18 protein-coding genes are annotated in these 13,468 nt (G+C 46.1%); all 18 read right to left on the bottom strand.

Annotated features, from left to right (window positions below; genetic code table 11):
• Positions 1–20: 20 nt before the first annotated feature.
• The 18 genes from F456_RS23200 to F456_RS0120380 all read right to left on the bottom strand — a co-directional run bounded on the left by F456_RS23200 (position 21) and on the right by F456_RS0120380 (position 13,018).
• Positions 21–536, bottom strand: coding sequence for a GNAT family N-acetyltransferase (locus F456_RS23200; RefSeq protein ID WP_018978900.1), 516 nt, complete (start codon positions 534–536; stop codon positions 21–23).
• A gap of 55 nt (positions 537–591) precedes the next feature.
• On the bottom strand, positions 592–1,011 hold the full coding sequence (gene fosB / locus F456_RS0120455) for a metallothiol transferase FosB (protein ID WP_026294016.1): 420 nt from the start codon (positions 1,009–1,011) through the stop codon (positions 592–594).
• An 11-nt stretch (positions 1,012–1,022) separates the two neighbouring features.
• On the bottom strand, positions 1,023–1,583 hold the full coding sequence (locus F456_RS0120450) for an AAA family ATPase (protein WP_018978898.1): 561 nt from the start codon (positions 1,581–1,583) through the stop codon (positions 1,023–1,025).
• Between the two features lie 114 nt (positions 1,584–1,697).
• Positions 1,698–2,057 carry a hypothetical protein gene (locus F456_RS0120445; protein WP_018978897.1) on the bottom strand — a complete coding sequence of 120 codons (360 nt, stop codon included), beginning with the start codon at positions 2,055–2,057 and terminating at the stop codon, positions 1,698–1,700.
• A 190-nt stretch (positions 2,058–2,247) separates the two neighbouring features.
• Positions 2,248–3,114, bottom strand: a complete 867-nt coding sequence (locus tag F456_RS0120440; protein ID WP_018978896.1) for an RCC1 domain-containing protein — start codon at positions 3,112–3,114, stop codon at positions 2,248–2,250.
• Between the two features lie 73 nt (positions 3,115–3,187).
• Entirely contained in the window at positions 3,188–3,637 is a 450-nt protein-coding gene (locus tag F456_RS0120435; RefSeq protein ID WP_018978895.1) for a DUF1569 domain-containing protein, read from the bottom strand.
• A 220-nt stretch (positions 3,638–3,857) separates the two neighbouring features.
• The gene (locus F456_RS0120430) at positions 3,858–4,838 is read right to left on the bottom strand and encodes an NAD(P)H-quinone oxidoreductase (protein ID WP_018978894.1); all 981 of its coding nucleotides are present in this window, start codon (positions 4,836–4,838) and stop codon (positions 3,858–3,860) included.
• 59 nt (positions 4,839–4,897) lie between these two features.
• Positions 4,898–5,056: a hypothetical protein gene (locus F456_RS24960; RefSeq protein WP_018978893.1), complete on the bottom strand. Its 159-nt coding sequence runs from the start codon at positions 5,054–5,056 to the stop codon at positions 4,898–4,900.
• Between the two features lie 27 nt (positions 5,057–5,083).
• Positions 5,084–5,377 carry a hypothetical protein gene (locus F456_RS24955; protein WP_018978892.1) on the bottom strand — a complete coding sequence of 98 codons (294 nt, stop codon included), beginning with the start codon at positions 5,375–5,377 and terminating at the stop codon, positions 5,084–5,086.
• 179 nt (positions 5,378–5,556) lie between these two features.
• A complete protein-coding gene (locus F456_RS0120420) occupies positions 5,557–6,210 on the bottom strand; it encodes a hypothetical protein (RefSeq protein WP_018978891.1) in 654 nt (217 codons plus the stop codon).
• Positions 6,211–6,287: 77 nt separating this feature from the next.
• On the bottom strand, positions 6,288–6,578 hold the full coding sequence (locus F456_RS0120415) for a hypothetical protein (protein ID WP_018978890.1): 291 nt from the start codon (positions 6,576–6,578) through the stop codon (positions 6,288–6,290).
• Positions 6,538–7,800, bottom strand: a complete 1,263-nt coding sequence (locus F456_RS0120410; RefSeq protein ID WP_018978889.1) for an FAD-binding protein — start codon at positions 7,798–7,800, stop codon at positions 6,538–6,540. The genes F456_RS0120415 and F456_RS0120410 overlap by 41 nt, the downstream gene beginning before the upstream one ends.
• 573 nt (positions 7,801–8,373) lie before the next feature.
• Positions 8,374–8,679 carry a hypothetical protein gene (locus tag F456_RS0120405; RefSeq protein WP_018978888.1) on the bottom strand — a complete coding sequence of 102 codons (306 nt, stop codon included), beginning with the start codon at positions 8,677–8,679 and terminating at the stop codon, positions 8,374–8,376.
• 17 nt (positions 8,680–8,696) lie between these two features.
• Positions 8,697–9,035 carry a cupin domain-containing protein gene (locus F456_RS0120400; RefSeq protein ID WP_018978887.1) on the bottom strand — a complete coding sequence of 113 codons (339 nt, stop codon included), beginning with the start codon at positions 9,033–9,035 and terminating at the stop codon, positions 8,697–8,699.
• A gap of 8 nt (positions 9,036–9,043) precedes the next feature.
• Entirely contained in the window at positions 9,044–9,757 is a 714-nt protein-coding gene (locus F456_RS0120395; protein WP_018978886.1) for a GNAT family N-acetyltransferase, read from the bottom strand.
• A 24-nt stretch (positions 9,758–9,781) separates the two neighbouring features.
• A complete protein-coding gene (locus F456_RS0120390) occupies positions 9,782–10,276 on the bottom strand; it encodes a GyrI-like domain-containing protein (protein ID WP_018978885.1) in 495 nt (164 codons plus the stop codon).
• A gap of 479 nt (positions 10,277–10,755) precedes the next feature.
• Positions 10,756–11,682 (bottom strand): DUF4435 domain-containing protein, encoded by a 927-nt coding sequence (locus F456_RS0120385; RefSeq protein ID WP_018978884.1) that lies wholly within the window; start codon positions 11,680–11,682, stop codon positions 10,756–10,758.
• A 1-nt stretch (position 11,683) separates the two neighbouring features.
• A complete protein-coding gene (locus F456_RS0120380) occupies positions 11,684–13,018 on the bottom strand; it encodes an AAA family ATPase (RefSeq protein WP_018978883.1) in 1,335 nt (444 codons plus the stop codon).
• Between the last annotated feature and the right edge of the window lie 450 nt (positions 13,019–13,468).

The following is a 13,468-nucleotide window of genomic DNA, read 5'->3' as shown; positions in this document are numbered from 1 at the left end:
TCATTTGTCCTTCGGTAGGGTTAAGGATCTAAAGCAGCCGCACAGTCCAGCTCCATCTTCAACTGAATGCGCGCTTTCCCTTCGATCATCTCGCTCATCTCTTCGGTGTGTTTGAACCCGTTTTTCTCGTAAAATGCTCTGCCCATGACATTTTCTTTCGCTACCCAGGCAAAAAGCTTATCGGATGGTGCCAAGTGATCCAGAAATCGACGAAGAAACCGCTGTCCGATACCTCTGTGCTGATATTCCGGCTGGATATAGATGCGGAGCAGCTCATAACTGTCTTCTCCTTCCTTGGCCGTCTGGGCATAGCCCACGACTTCTCCTTCCCACTCGGCAACCAGGAAACTGCGATTGTCGAGCTGTTCGTCTCGTTCAATCGATCGCTGCAAATTTTCGGCGGAATACGCCATGTTCAGAAAATTCTCGATGAACGTTTTCGGATAAATGTCTGAATAGGTGGCCGTACAAGCGTCCCGGGCAACCGATTGAATATGCGGGATATCGGTCTGTGAAGCGAATCGAATGGTGATCATAAAAAACCTTCTTTCATTGGATTTTCAACAGGTCGCATGAGAAGAAGTTTAGGAGCTATTCGTAAAACGTCATATGTTCCTTGTCCGACCGGTAATACTCCAGCCTATCTTCCAGACTCCCGGTATGAAATTCGAATTTGTGTCCATCGGGATCTGTAAAGTATACGGACTGCTTGTCCCTCGCATCCCTTGTGCGGCCTTCCAAAATATTGACGTTCAACCGGACCAACCTATCGAGCATCTCATCAAAATCTTCTTCCCTGACCGTGAAAGCGAGATGCGTATACGATCGGTGAATTTCTGCTCTCGGAATATCCGCTTCTTCATTTAATGCGATCCATATTCCGTTCAGATCGAAATAAGCGAGCTTCCGGCCTTTGACGAGAATTTGGGCTCCCAACGCCTGCTCGTAAAAATCGATAGAACGATCCAGATCAGAGACGGAGAAGCAGATGTGGTTGATTCCTTGAATCATCGTATCGTTTTTCATAACCCGAACCTTTCGCGAATCTTGTCTGCTGCCTGGCGAGCATCCAAGTTCTCGTTGTTGATCCGTATGTAATTGGGTTTGGTGATTTCGCCGGGCAGTGAGTTCAACCGATGCCGCTCATAAGTTGCAACCAGCTCGCCTTCCGACCATTTCACATCCCGTTTGGTCGGCTTGTGCAGCAGTCTGTTTTCCGTGGCATTCCGCCTCTTTCGTTCTTCGATATCCGCTTCCAGCTCTACCAAATAGACTTCGCCTCCTCTGGATTCGAACAGCTTCGACAGCGCGTCGATATAATCCCAATCGCTCTGAAGGTCAAAGCCCCAGACAAAGGTGAAGATCAGCCCTTTCAGATCGCTGCGCGACACTTCTTCGAAAATCTCCTGCCGGATCAGGCTGACCAGCCGTTTGCCGGAAGGCGTCCCATAATCGAAAAACTGGGAGACAAAGTCGATAGACATATGATTATGGAACAGCTTCAATCCGGTCTGCTCCGACAAATGCTGGCCCACTGTCATTTTACCTACAGCCTGCGGGCCGAAGATGATGACTAACTGCATGGTAGTCCCTCCTGTTTTTATTGATAGTCGCTCTGTTGAAGATCTTTATGTGGGGAATCATTTTGTCGAGGATCATTCTGTCGGTAGTTGGCCGGGGAACACTGGTTTTTCTCTTCACAACCTCTGGTCGATGCCGTCGACCGCCAGCTTCAAGGCCGTCATTCTGCGTTCAATAAGCGTTCTCTGCGGACTGCCTGCTTTCGACTTGGCTAAGCTGCTTTCAACGGACGGAAGCAGACTCTTCAGCATTTCGCGCGCTTCCTTCATCTCTTCCTGTCCGTATGGACAAACGGTTCCGTTCCATGTCTCTTCCAGCACAGCCAGACCGATCCGCAGACCGCGCAATCTCTTTTCGATCAGGGTTAGACTGGCGCCTTTGCGGGACATTCCTTCCAGTGCTGCTTCCGATTTACGGACAGCTGAGCGCAGAGCTTCCAATGACTCTAACTGCACATGATCCGCTGCGTTTGCCATGTGAATGCACCCCTTTCTTTTTATAACGAAGACAAGCGACGGTAAGTTACAGGGATACGCTGCGAATGTAAGCTGCGGGCATGAGTTACAGGTATGAGTTACAGACATTCGTTACGCATATAAGCTGCAGGTATCGGCTATGCACATGAGTTACAGATATAAGTTACGGATGCGCTTAAAAAAAGTCCATTTATCTGATCTCGCATTGGCCGTACTCGTTACTTCCTACGGCGACTGCTGTACCGTCCGAACGAAGACCGATGGTATGCACGCAGCCGGCGGCGATTTCCACAATGTCCTGCCAGCCGCTCAGACTGCACTGACCGTATTCGTTTGAACCTGCTGCGATGACGGTGCCATCCTTTTTCAATCCAACCGTATGATAGCTTCCTGCCGATATCGCGGTCAGTTCCCGCCAACTGCCGACGTCGCATTGATGATGCTTATTGGAGCCTGCCGCATACGCGGTACCGTCTGCTTTCAGCCCGACTGTATGCAGATATCCGGCAGCAACCGCGACCACGTCTCGCCAATCCTCCACCTTACACTGGCCGTACCTGTTATTGCCCGCAGTCTCTAATCTGCCGCCATCCCGCAGTCCCACCGTATGCCAATCGCCTGCCGTTACGGCTATCATATTCCGCCAGCCGCTCACCTGGCACTGCCCCTCCTCATTTCGCCCGGCAGCCATCACCGTTCCGTCCGCTCTTAGTCCGACTGTACGTCGCCAGCCGGCGGCAATCGCGACCATGTCCTGCCAGTCACTGACGTCACACTGACCGTGCCGGTTCCAGCCTACAGCAATCACTCTACCGTCCGACTTCAGCAGAGCGCTATGCGAACTGCCTGTATTCGACGCTTGATGAACGTTCCCGGCCGCTATGGCCACAATGTCGCGCAGGCCGTCCACGTCGCACTGCCCGTACTTGTTATCCCCTGCTGCCGATACTGTACCGTCCGGTTTTAGAACGACGCTGTGACGGCAGCCGGCGGCGATTGAAGAACTCTGCAGGCGGCCTGCCGTTGAAGATGCATGGATCGGTGGGAAATCACGCATAGGCAGTCTCCTTTTCAGCTGAATATGTATGTCGTCTGTCTTACGTTGTATGCCCTATGTCGAGCCGTCTCAGCTACACGCCGAACTGCCGCAAATGATGATCCAGATGCTTATAGACGCCTTTTCCCCATTCCTCGGCAGATAGTTTTCCGAAAAAAGGATGAGGACGCTGGGTGCAGGCTTCACGGCCGTTTTGCTGAAATGTATGGATTTTGGATATCAGCCGCTTTCTTTCGTCCTCGAACTCTTTCTCTTCCGTAATCCGGATCTCCGGGATGGTCGACATGTTGCGAGGCAGCGGCTTGTCGTTATAGAACATGGGCTTGGCAAACTTTCCAATGAAGATCCCCAACAGACTCCTCGAAGCCTCCGCACTGCCCATCGCCAAATCTTGAAATCCCGAGCAGTGAGCCAGCATCTGCGCAGGGTTCATTTCTCCCCATTGGGGCTGTGAATCGGGACGCAGATTGTTGATCCGGGTTACGATTTCGTTGACGTGCCGCTCTTCGAACAGATTATGCATGAGAAAGCCACCTCCGCGAGAATGAATGGGTATCGGAAATGATGATCTGAAAACAATGAACTGAAAATGATGAACAAAAAACAGTGAGCCTCATAAGGAAACCCACTGTTTTCATTGTCCATTCTATTAAAACTCATCTGTTATCTAAAACCAATCTGACATTTCGAGCTAATCCGGTATCACTGCCCGTTCTGCATAATTCTGCCGATTGATCCGTTCTTTACTCCACCACTTTCAAAATAATTTTCCCGATATTCCGGTTCGCCTCCATATGCTGCTGGGCTTCCAACGCCTGCTCTAGGGGGAAGACGGTATCGATAATCGGCTTGATCTCGTCCCTCTCGATATGCGGGAATACGTCTTTGACGAAGTCGGCTGTTAAACGCGCCTTGTACTCATCGCTTCTCGGCGTGAGCAGTGTGCCTGTAAGCTGTACGCATTTGGACATCAAGGCAAACAGATTCACCTGCTCCACCTGAATGCCGCCCAGAATCCCGATCAGTACCCAGCGGCCTTCCTTTTTGATGCTTGCCAAGTTCTTATCCCAATAATCTGCGCCGACGAAATCCAGAATCAGATCAACCCCTTGACCATCGGTTGCGTTCAGCACTTCCTGTTCAAAAGACTGTTCTTTATAATTGATCAGCACATCCGCTCCCAGTTCGCCGCAGAAATCCAGTTTCTCCTGCGATCCGGCTGTGACGATGACTTTCGCTCCGCTGAGCTTCTTGGCCAGTTGGATCGCTGCCGTTCCTACACCGCTCGCCCCGGCATGGATCAGAACGGATTCATTACGCTGCAGACGTCCGATCCAATACAGCGTCTGGTACGCCGTCAAGAACACCTCGGGTACGGCCGCTGCTTGTTCAAACGAGTACGCATCCGGAATCCGCATCGCACGTTCCGCAGGCATCACCGCATATTCCGCATAACCTCCGCCATTCACCAGCCCCATGACACGGTCGCCGGGTGCAAAGTCCGATTGGCCGTCCGCCTGCTCAACCACGCCTGATATCTCCACGCCCAGAATCGGATTTGAAGCATAGCCGGATTTCCCTTCGCGGGTGACGATATCCGTCCGGTTGACCGCTGCGGCATGGACTTTGATCAACAGTTCGCCTTCTGCCGGTACGGGAGTCGGAAGTTCATTTAAGATCAGACCGTTGGTATTTTCTTGTTGTTCAACTGTGATGGCTTTCATAGGTGTACACTCCTTTAGATAGGCTGTAGGAGAATCGCTTGGCAGCGCTCGGTCACCCACTAGATGTCCGCGCTGATTAGGCGATACTCCTCATCAAAATAAGCATGGATTCGGTGTCCGCCAAACAGCTCGCCGTCTTCGTATTCACAGTACGCGCTGGCAGATCCGATTTCTACAAAAAGCAGACTTATCGATGCCGCAAATTTCTCGACGGTCACCTTATATGCGCCTGCATCTACCGCATCTCAATCCAGGTCGGGATCATCTTCATTATATTCCGGCCAGAAATCATTTTTGAAATCGATCAATTTTTCAGCGACCGCCCTTCCTGCCGCTTGCTCAAATTCTCCGAATTCCGACACCAACGACTCGGCTCTGCTGACCAGCTGATCCACATCGGCAGTCTTGGCATTTTTGTTCTCAAGCTTCAGTCTCCAATTTATGCTGCCCTCTTGGTGTGTATAACTGTGCGACTCCTGATCATAGGTAAATACACCGATCCCGGTTACCGAAATGATCGGGTTAATAGCGGGATTCATATTGAAACTCCTTTCAAAAAGTCGGTCAGTCTGTACTCCTCCCAATCATACATACCCGTTTCTGCACAAAGATCAAAATTACCATTTCTTGCGAGTGCTTCTGTGATTGTCTACGAGTGTCCACTGCCCTTCCTTATAAACCAGCCTGACGTAAATCAGGTCTCTGCAGCTTGATTGATTCATAATGATCGCTCCAAACGTTCGTCCCATTCACCGATCATTCTGCGTGTCGTGTCTCCAGCTCCTGCAATAAACGCCTCAACGACTTCCAGCGTAATGTATCGGGGTGCAATCTCCGGCTTGTTCGTCGGCTGTTCAAACCACCGAATCGTACGCAGACGCCAGTTGTTCACTTCCTGTTCACTCAGCAGAGGACTCAGCTCATAAGCGGAAGCGCGCAGAAGCCCCTGCCAGAGCTGCTCCCTCCACTCCGCGGTTTCATACAGCAGAAAATCAATCCCGTCCGTGTCGATATAATACTGCGGTTTGACCCCGTCAGACGGTACAAACTCCTCTTCCATCCGCTGCTTAAAATCCGCATAAACGCTTTGTCCCCACAAATAATCGGTCAGCACATGGGCAAAGTAGCCTTGGATGTACCACTTCCAATTGTGATCGGCGCTTCGGTTGATGAATTCCGCATAATGCTGCTCCAGGATCTCCGGGTTCGTTTCTTTGCCGCCAAAATGAGTACGAGCTTTATCTTCCCGTCCGGCGTCTTGCCTCATATGTATGGAATCAGGCGCAATACTTCCGAGTACGAAAGCGTCAGGAACGCGGCTTCCCTCGAAATAACGGGCCGCGACTCCCAGGTGAACCATAGGCAGTGGCATGTTCCCCGCTCCTTTCCGTATCGTGACCTTCCTTGATCTGTTCGAATCCCATACCACATGAACGCCGCTTCCGCCTGTTAGCTCACTGACTTTTCGCGAAAAATGTTTAAGTACAGAGGCTTCCGCCATGCCAAAACAGACCGATCCCTCGGCGAAGCGGCCACATCTTGAAAGCCGCCGAGCGCGGCAGCTTGAGTCAATGGAGCCGCAAGATTCCGACCCATCTCGACGCGCAGACGCATCTCTCGCTGCTGTTCGCCCCTTAAAAACAGCCGCCTGCCGAATGTATTCGGAAGGCGGCTGTTGGATGCGGCGACATTTTCTTCGTCATTTCCGAGCTGCGCGAATATACGTATCCAGAAATTCATTGCTGAATTTTCCGTCAGGGTCATACTTATCGATCAACTTCCGAAACTGCGGCAGCTTGTCGAATTGTCCCTGCAGAACGTCGGCCGGTACTGTAAACAGCTTGCCCCAATGCGGGCGTGCGTTAAACGGCGCCAGCGCTTCTTCCAACAGCGGAAGCACGCGCTCGACCGCCTGCCAGTCGTCCCGCCACGTGAAGTGGAACGCCACCGAAGGCTGATCGCGAAAAGGACTCAGCCATAAATCGTCCGCGTCGATCGTGCGTACTTCGCCGACGAACAAGATCGGCTCAAGATGCTCCCGCAGCCGATGAACGGCAAGCGCCGCTTGATACACGTGTTCCCGTGACATCAAGTATTCGCTCTGCAGCTCCTTGCCGGCACTCGGCGTAAATTCCATGCGGAAATGCGCGAGCCGTTCATGCCACATACCGGGCCTGCCGAGCTGCTCGGTGCAGTTCTCCGCCTGCATGTTCGGCAGCGGATGCAAGGGAGCCGTCGCAGGCAGCGCCCCGTAATAATCCGCATGTCCGGCATAGCTTGCGCCGTCTTCTTCCCGGCATTTCGTCCATACCTGATGGAATCTCGGCTGCTGCCAATCCGTGAACAAACTGACGCTGTAAGCACCCGCGAAGATGCCGGCCGCGTTTGCTTCAAGCTGCGAAAGCGGCAGATTTTCATAAACAAACTGTCTGACGGAATAAGCCGGCACGACTTTCAGCGTCAGTTTCGTCACGATGCCGAGCGCGCCGAGGTTCACGACGACGCCGGCAAACTCCGCATCGCCGCGGCTGAACGTATGCAGCTCTCCGTTCGCGTCGACAAGTTCAACAGCTTCCACTGCTGCCGCCAAGCTTCCGTTTCGGCTGCCTGAACCATGCGTCCCCGTAGCTGCGGCACCGGCAACCGTGATATGAGGCAGCGAGGCCAGGTTATGAAGAGCATAATCGGTCACGGCGAGCTCCGCGCACAGTTCCCCGTACGTGATCCCTCCTTCGACCGTTACCGTGCCGCGTTCTTCGTTTAATTCCAACATCCGGTTCCAATGCCGCAGCGAAACGAATATTCCGTCCGTATCCGTGATCGAATTAAAAGTATGGCCGCTGCCCGAAACCTTTATTTTCCGGTGCTCTTTGACCAACCGCTGCAGATGCTCCACGCTTTCCGGCTTGATCATTTCGGTTGCGCTGTACGTAAAGTTGCCGGCCCAATTTTGATAACTCATTCGATATCCTCCTAAGTTCCGATTAATGAAGCGCTTCCTTATTTTCGCATACGGCAGTCCGTTTGCTCCAGTACTGCTCCCTGCCGTTCTTGAAAAGACAAACCGGGTAAAGATCTGCCCTGTCAGTTCGTTGATTCTCCGGTGCGCTTCTTGATCTGCATATACCAACGTTATATTCTGTCCGTCGCTAAAGCAAGTCACATAGCGAGGATCCTTTTCTCCGATTATCAAATGTCCCAGTCGATCGAACTCTTGATCTGCGTAACCTGGGCTTCTTTTCCCATTAACGCCGCGAATTCTCCAAGCACGACCCGTATAATCATCATCCTCGATACATTCGGCGTCAAAGCTCAGACATTCCGGGACAACCTTACGGCTTCGCCTTGATTGCTAAGCAGTTCCGCTCCGATCACTGAAATAAAATGAACCGCTTCGGCGGCCCGTCTTCCAATCCTCTGAACAGATTAGCCGAAACATCGCCTTTCACCAATACTCGCCCGGCTGCCCGCCGTTCTGGATCGTGCCGTCGATCGCCATATCCAACGCTTGATGAAGCACTCTTCTTCAAAAAGTTTACGATTCTATATCCAATGATGGATGCGGTTCTATGTTGGTGAGTTCCGGCTCGCCCCATCTTTTCTTGTTGTAGTGAACGACGTACTCCTGATCTTGCGTAATCAATTTATTCATATCTATCGGGAGCTGAAGAACTTGAGACGTTCCGGATTGATCTTCAACAACGATCTGCTGCCCTCTTACCTCTGTAACTCGAACAACTCCGCCTAATACTTCAGTTTTGGAAGACCAGACGATACCCGCAAAAATTAACGTTGTCGCTGCTAAGGTGATGAGGACTCTGCGCCCCTTCGAAATTTTCATTTTAAAGTGTTCCTCCTTCAAAGGTTAATGCGATCATTCTTGATAGAGGGTTGGGATACGACCAAGAATTCCGTGAAATCTTCCGATTGATTCATCACTTGATGCCGCTTGCCGGGCTCTACTGTGATCCCTTCGCCGCTTGTTACACGATGCTGCTCATTCTCGATCTCAATCACCAATTCACCCAGTAATACATAGAAAAATTGATTAGCGTATTCGTGAAAGTGGCGTTCCTCCTGCGTTCCTGCCGGCATTTTTTCCTGCTTTACACTCAAGGCTTCGCTGTCTACCAGAGGCCATCCATCGCAATTATTGCCCCATTTATAATGATTAGACGATCCTTTGCTGATAATCATTGAACACCTCATTTCCCACTTATACTAAAATCCACTCCATATTGAATGAACCCTAGTTTCTGAGCCACTCCCTGTGAATGCAGATTGTCCCAAGACGTGCTGTACAGAGGAATGTATCCCAGGTTTCTTATGTATGTGCTCCAGTATGCCACTAACCGAGCTGCAATTCCTTTTCCTCTGTATGCCTCGATCGTGTATAAACTGGCTTCAATCGCTTTATCCGATTTTCTCGCACTGCAGCACACGGAAACAGCATGACCTTGATCGACAAAAGCGATGACTGGACTTCGGTATTCATATTCTTCGTTCACGTTATTAAAGTATGGGGTCAAATAGTGTCTATTGGATTCCGTAATGATCTGGATGCCTTTGTCTTCAATAGGAAAATCGAGTTCGGGAATGCTGTAAGCCGGGCCTATCCATATATTTTCGGGCGTTTTGTAAGTACTTAGAGTGTTACAGAGCAGCACGATGTTTAGATCCTGCTGGAGCAGTTGGTTAACTTCTTCTATTAGAGATTGAGGTATGGCTGTATTGAAGTACTTGAAGGTCGTCGTTCTCGTCTTGCCTAAAAATAGAAGCGGGGTATTTGTTTGCTGCTGAGGTTCATTAATGCTGATGATTTTGTTGTCGTTAAGTACATACAGAGTTTCGGCTTGGATCTGCATCAATTCGTTGTCGCTTAACGGGATTGTAGTCACTCCTTTTTTTGTCGGTTTCATCACCTTTGCGAGAATCTTTTTTCTTTATACCGTTTCTCTTAACTCTACCGGAAAATGCAATTTAAAGCTTGAGGTCTGACGTTCTAACGATGACTGGATAGTTGAGTACAGCTCAAAGCCATAACTTCCTTTTTGCTTATATTCAGATTCTTCAATCCAATGATACAGCTGGTCATACGCACTCCCCGCGTTATCAATATCTCCTTCATAATGAATAACAGCATAGGTTCCGGCAGGTATCACATGAGTAACCATTTCTTCTTCGACTTCGGTTTCAAGGTCACTTTCGACTCCAGCGATCCAAGTAAATAGATCCGTATCCGGATTATAATCTGGAGGATCAATAAAAACTCCGTATGTAATAGGCAGATTTATCGCACCTGGAACTTCCTCTACAGTTTCATTAAATCTCTGCTGCAGTTTAGGGATGGTATGCTGCTTTTTTGTATCTTTTAGAAGAGTTTCTACTTTGAAACCAGCGATTTTAGTTTCCGGTCTTTTGATTACTTCAGTGTTCATGTGAATCCTCGTTATTTAGGTTTTGGGGAGGGTTGTTGTGGCGTTTTTATGTTTGAGGCTGAGCGTGTGCTGGGTGCTGGGCATATGCCGGAACGAAGACAAATGCCGATGCGTGAATATTATGTATAGGATTCCAGTGTTTTCTTCGTTAATCAGAACACTAAGAATGACAGACTCGCGCTTTTCATTAAAGTTATTAATTATTATAATCAACCCACTTAAAGTATTTAAACCAAATAATGTAAAAAGTAATTTCGAAAAGTTTTTGATTTATTATTCATTCATGTATCTTCTTAAAGGTGCCATTCACTCATTTCCTATAACGTTTTTGTATTCACGACCCGACGCATGTTGGGTGTTCGGTGCAAGCCAGGCTAAGGACGAATGTCCGCAGCGTGAATATTATGTTATCCGATATCTTCATTTATTTTCTGCTCCCTATTAAAAAACCCACTTAAGGTAAGCGGGTTACACACATATTAATTTGCTAAAGGTAAACTGGCTTTTTCCTTTACTTGATCTACTAATTCTTGCTTAAATAAATTCACTTCATGTTCTCTAGACCACAAGTATAACTTAGAGAAAAGTTCGGTTTTAATGAACTCACAATTATCGTACGTTAAAATTAATGCATCTTCAATACTATTATAATCATGAAGCATCTTATTAGTACTTTTCAACACTTTCTTCATTAAAATAAACAGTATATTTGTCAAATCATGACCATTAACTAAATGAAGCAAGTCATATGACTGTTTTGACAAAACCTCCAATTTATTTTCTATATTTTCAGTGGTGCTAACTTTTCCTGTTCTATTTCTAGAATAATTTGTAACTGTTTGAATCATAGAATCTCTACCCAAAAATGATAGATCTTTTTCAGAAATAAAATCTTTATATTTCAATGGATTTCCTTCAAGTTTTTCTGGCTTGAACACTAACCCTAGGTCGTATAACTTATTTGCTAGCTTCAACAATCCGATTTCATATCCCAGTCCTACCAATATATCAAAGACATTTCTATCTCCAATAAAATCTTTTACTTTTTTTTCACCGCAGAAAAACTCTAAAATATTTAATAATGCAGTTGACTTTAACATTATTACCTCAACATCATGAAAGTCAGTAACGAATATTTTGTCGGACTCAATTGTTTCTTCTAAAATCACTGAAAAATCTGCATCAAGTATTCCAATGACTTTTTCAAAATCCCTTTCTTTCAAAATTCCGATCAACTCTTTTACCTTTTCACAGCCCCAAGCTTCTTTTATTGAGACTTCTTTTGTTACAAATTTATTATATAATTTATAATCTTTAGTACCTTCTACAATCAAGTAGTAGCCCGAAAATGTACTATCCTGCATAATCGAATTAGCAATTCTCTCAGGTGTTATATATTCAATCAATTCACTCTACTCCTTTTAATTCAACACTAAGTTCCCAATTATTAGATATTATATCAGGAGAATGCGTCGCAATAAGTATATCTAGTTCATTTAATTTGTGAATTTCACGAAGATCAGAAATAAATTTGTTTTGCCAAGATATGTGGAGCGAAATCTCAGGCTCGTCTATTAAAATCAAGGAGTTAGGATTAGTTTTAAATATTAACTTATAAAATAGGATTAATTCGTTTTTTTCACCAGAAGATAGTTTATCTATGGGTATAACCTGATAATTATTAAACTCATCTTTTATTATTGTAGATCTAAATAGAAAACCATCTTCTTTATTAACAAATAGTTTTTTATGTTTAAATCTATCATTTATTATTTTTAATAATAGTTCTATTTTTATAGATATAAGATCAAATATATCTAATTTGTCGAAGCTATCTTGTATATATAACATTAGTACATCTTTTACTACGTCTTCTGTCTTATCAATTTTAAGTAGGATAGAATCTTTTTCAGTTTCGATAAGACCTACTTCATCAAGCAGAGTTCTTTTTTCTTCCAGCTCTTTAAGCTTTCCATTTAATTCTTCATCTGTAATTTTCGCTTTTTTCTTCTTAAGTTCACTAACTAACCTATTTGGATAGGTTCTATCTAACTTAGAAGATAATTCAGTGGATTCTGTTAGTTTTCTTTTCATCTCTTGGCTTAGTTCACTTGAGTATTTTTTTACTGTTTCCACTGGTGCTTGATCAGGCTCATCTACTACAAATACTCTTTGTGTTTCAATCAGTGTCACATTAATTTTTTTAAATCTATTAATAAACCATTCTGGTGCATCAATCGTAGAATCAATCTCATATTTGAAATGACTGTTACTAAATGATTCTCCATATTTTTCTATAAGATCTCTTGCTGAATATATTGTCCCTGTTTTTCTATCTTCCCACTTAGTAATTGCAGTTCTTCTCATACTGAAAGATCTAGCAATATGTTGTGCAAATCTTATGAGAGATCCATCATCATCATTCAATATTTGCAAAGTATACTTTTTAACTGATTTACCACTAAAAGATTTAATCAGTAACGTTTGCTCTTCTTCCTCATCTTTCGCTCTACTTATACTCCATTTAACTCCATCATCAAATTCAAAAATAAGCTCTTGAAAGTTAACATTATTTAAATAATGAAATCGTTTATTAAAGAATGACTCAATCATTTCAAGCAATACAGTTTTTCCTAATCCATTCTCACCAATTACGATCGTTATTCCTCGTTCATTGTTTATCTTTACTTCATGGGTAAAGACGCCAAAAAGCTTATGTACAGAAATTTTACTTAGTTTCATTGTCTAATCTTCCTTCCTAAATATCCATTAAATGAGCGTATAAAAGAAATTCTTCATGGAAATAATATATTTAAACACGAAATAAAGCAATAAACATTGAAGATTTTGGATAACGTTCCTATATTCACGACCCGGCGTGTGCCGGGTGTTCGGCGGATGCCGAACCCAGGGCGATGCCCCCAGGGTGAATATTATGTTGGTATTCTCAGTTCATCCCCGGCTAGTTCGGGGATGAACTTTTTCTTTATACTGGAGAAAACACTGGGTGGAATAACGCATATTTTGTTGGGACACCGATCCCGTCTTGTAAAGTGTTATAAGCCCTTGCCTTTTGTTCATACCCCGATTTAGCTGGTTGGGCCTAGAGCCCGCATCACCGTGCCAACCTGTGGAGAACGAAAGTGCTGGCTCCAGTGAAATTAAGGAGGTCCTCATGAATCAACCGGTACT

Origin of the sequence: Saccharibacillus kuerlensis DSM 22868, assembly GCF_000378145.1 — a bacterium.
GTDB lineage: Bacteria > Bacillota > Bacilli > Paenibacillales > Paenibacillaceae > Saccharibacillus > Saccharibacillus kuerlensis.
Note: the sequence above shows the minus strand (reverse complement) of the source record. Positions and strands in the feature narration are given on the sequence as shown.

What these genes read in the sequence shown, in the direction of transcription:
- F456_RS23200 (WP_018978900.1), bottom strand. Translation starts at nt 536, where the DNA reads ATGATCACCATTCGATTCGCTTCACAGACCGATATCCCGCATATTCAA.
- fosB (WP_026294016.1), bottom strand. Translation starts at nt 1,011, where the DNA reads ATGATTCAAGGAATCAACCACATCTGCTTCTCCGTCTCTGATCTGGAT.
- F456_RS0120450 (WP_018978898.1), bottom strand. Translation starts at nt 1,583, where the DNA reads ATGCAGTTAGTCATCATCTTCGGCCCGCAGGCTGTAGGTAAAATGACA.
- F456_RS0120445 (WP_018978897.1), bottom strand. Translation starts at nt 2,057, where the DNA reads ATGGCAAACGCAGCGGATCATGTGCAGTTAGAGTCATTGGAAGCTCTG.
- F456_RS0120440 (WP_018978896.1), bottom strand. Translation starts at nt 3,114, where the DNA reads ATGCGTGATTTCCCACCGATCCATGCATCTTCAACGGCAGGCCGCCTG.
- F456_RS0120435 (WP_018978895.1), bottom strand. Translation starts at nt 3,637, where the DNA reads ATGCATAATCTGTTCGAAGAGCGGCACGTCAACGAAATCGTAACCCGG.
- F456_RS0120430 (WP_018978894.1), bottom strand. Translation starts at nt 4,838, where the DNA reads ATGAAAGCCATCACAGTTGAACAACAAGAAAATACCAACGGTCTGATC.
- F456_RS24955 (WP_018978892.1), bottom strand. Translation starts at nt 5,377, where the DNA reads ATGAATCCCGCTATTAACCCGATCATTTCGGTAACCGGGATCGGTGTA.
- F456_RS0120420 (WP_018978891.1), bottom strand. Translation starts at nt 6,210, where the DNA reads ATGCCACTGCCTATGGTTCACCTGGGAGTCGCGGCCCGTTATTTCGAG.
- F456_RS0120415 (WP_018978890.1), bottom strand. Translation starts at nt 6,578, where the DNA reads ATGAATTTCTGGATACGTATATTCGCGCAGCTCGGAAATGACGAAGAA.
- F456_RS0120410 (WP_018978889.1), bottom strand. Translation starts at nt 7,800, where the DNA reads ATGAGTTATCAAAATTGGGCCGGCAACTTTACGTACAGCGCAACCGAA.
- F456_RS0120405 (WP_018978888.1), bottom strand. Translation starts at nt 8,679, where the DNA reads ATGAAAATTTCGAAGGGGCGCAGAGTCCTCATCACCTTAGCAGCGACA.
- F456_RS0120400 (WP_018978887.1), bottom strand. Translation starts at nt 9,035, where the DNA reads ATGATTATCAGCAAAGGATCGTCTAATCATTATAAATGGGGCAATAAT.
- F456_RS0120395 (WP_018978886.1), bottom strand. Translation starts at nt 9,757, where the DNA reads ATGAAACCGACAAAAAAAGGAGTGACTACAATCCCGTTAAGCGACAAC.
- F456_RS0120390 (WP_018978885.1), bottom strand. Translation starts at nt 10,276, where the DNA reads ATGAACACTGAAGTAATCAAAAGACCGGAAACTAAAATCGCTGGTTTC.
- F456_RS0120380 (WP_018978883.1), bottom strand. Translation starts at nt 13,018, where the DNA reads ATGAAACTAAGTAAAATTTCTGTACATAAGCTTTTTGGCGTCTTTACC.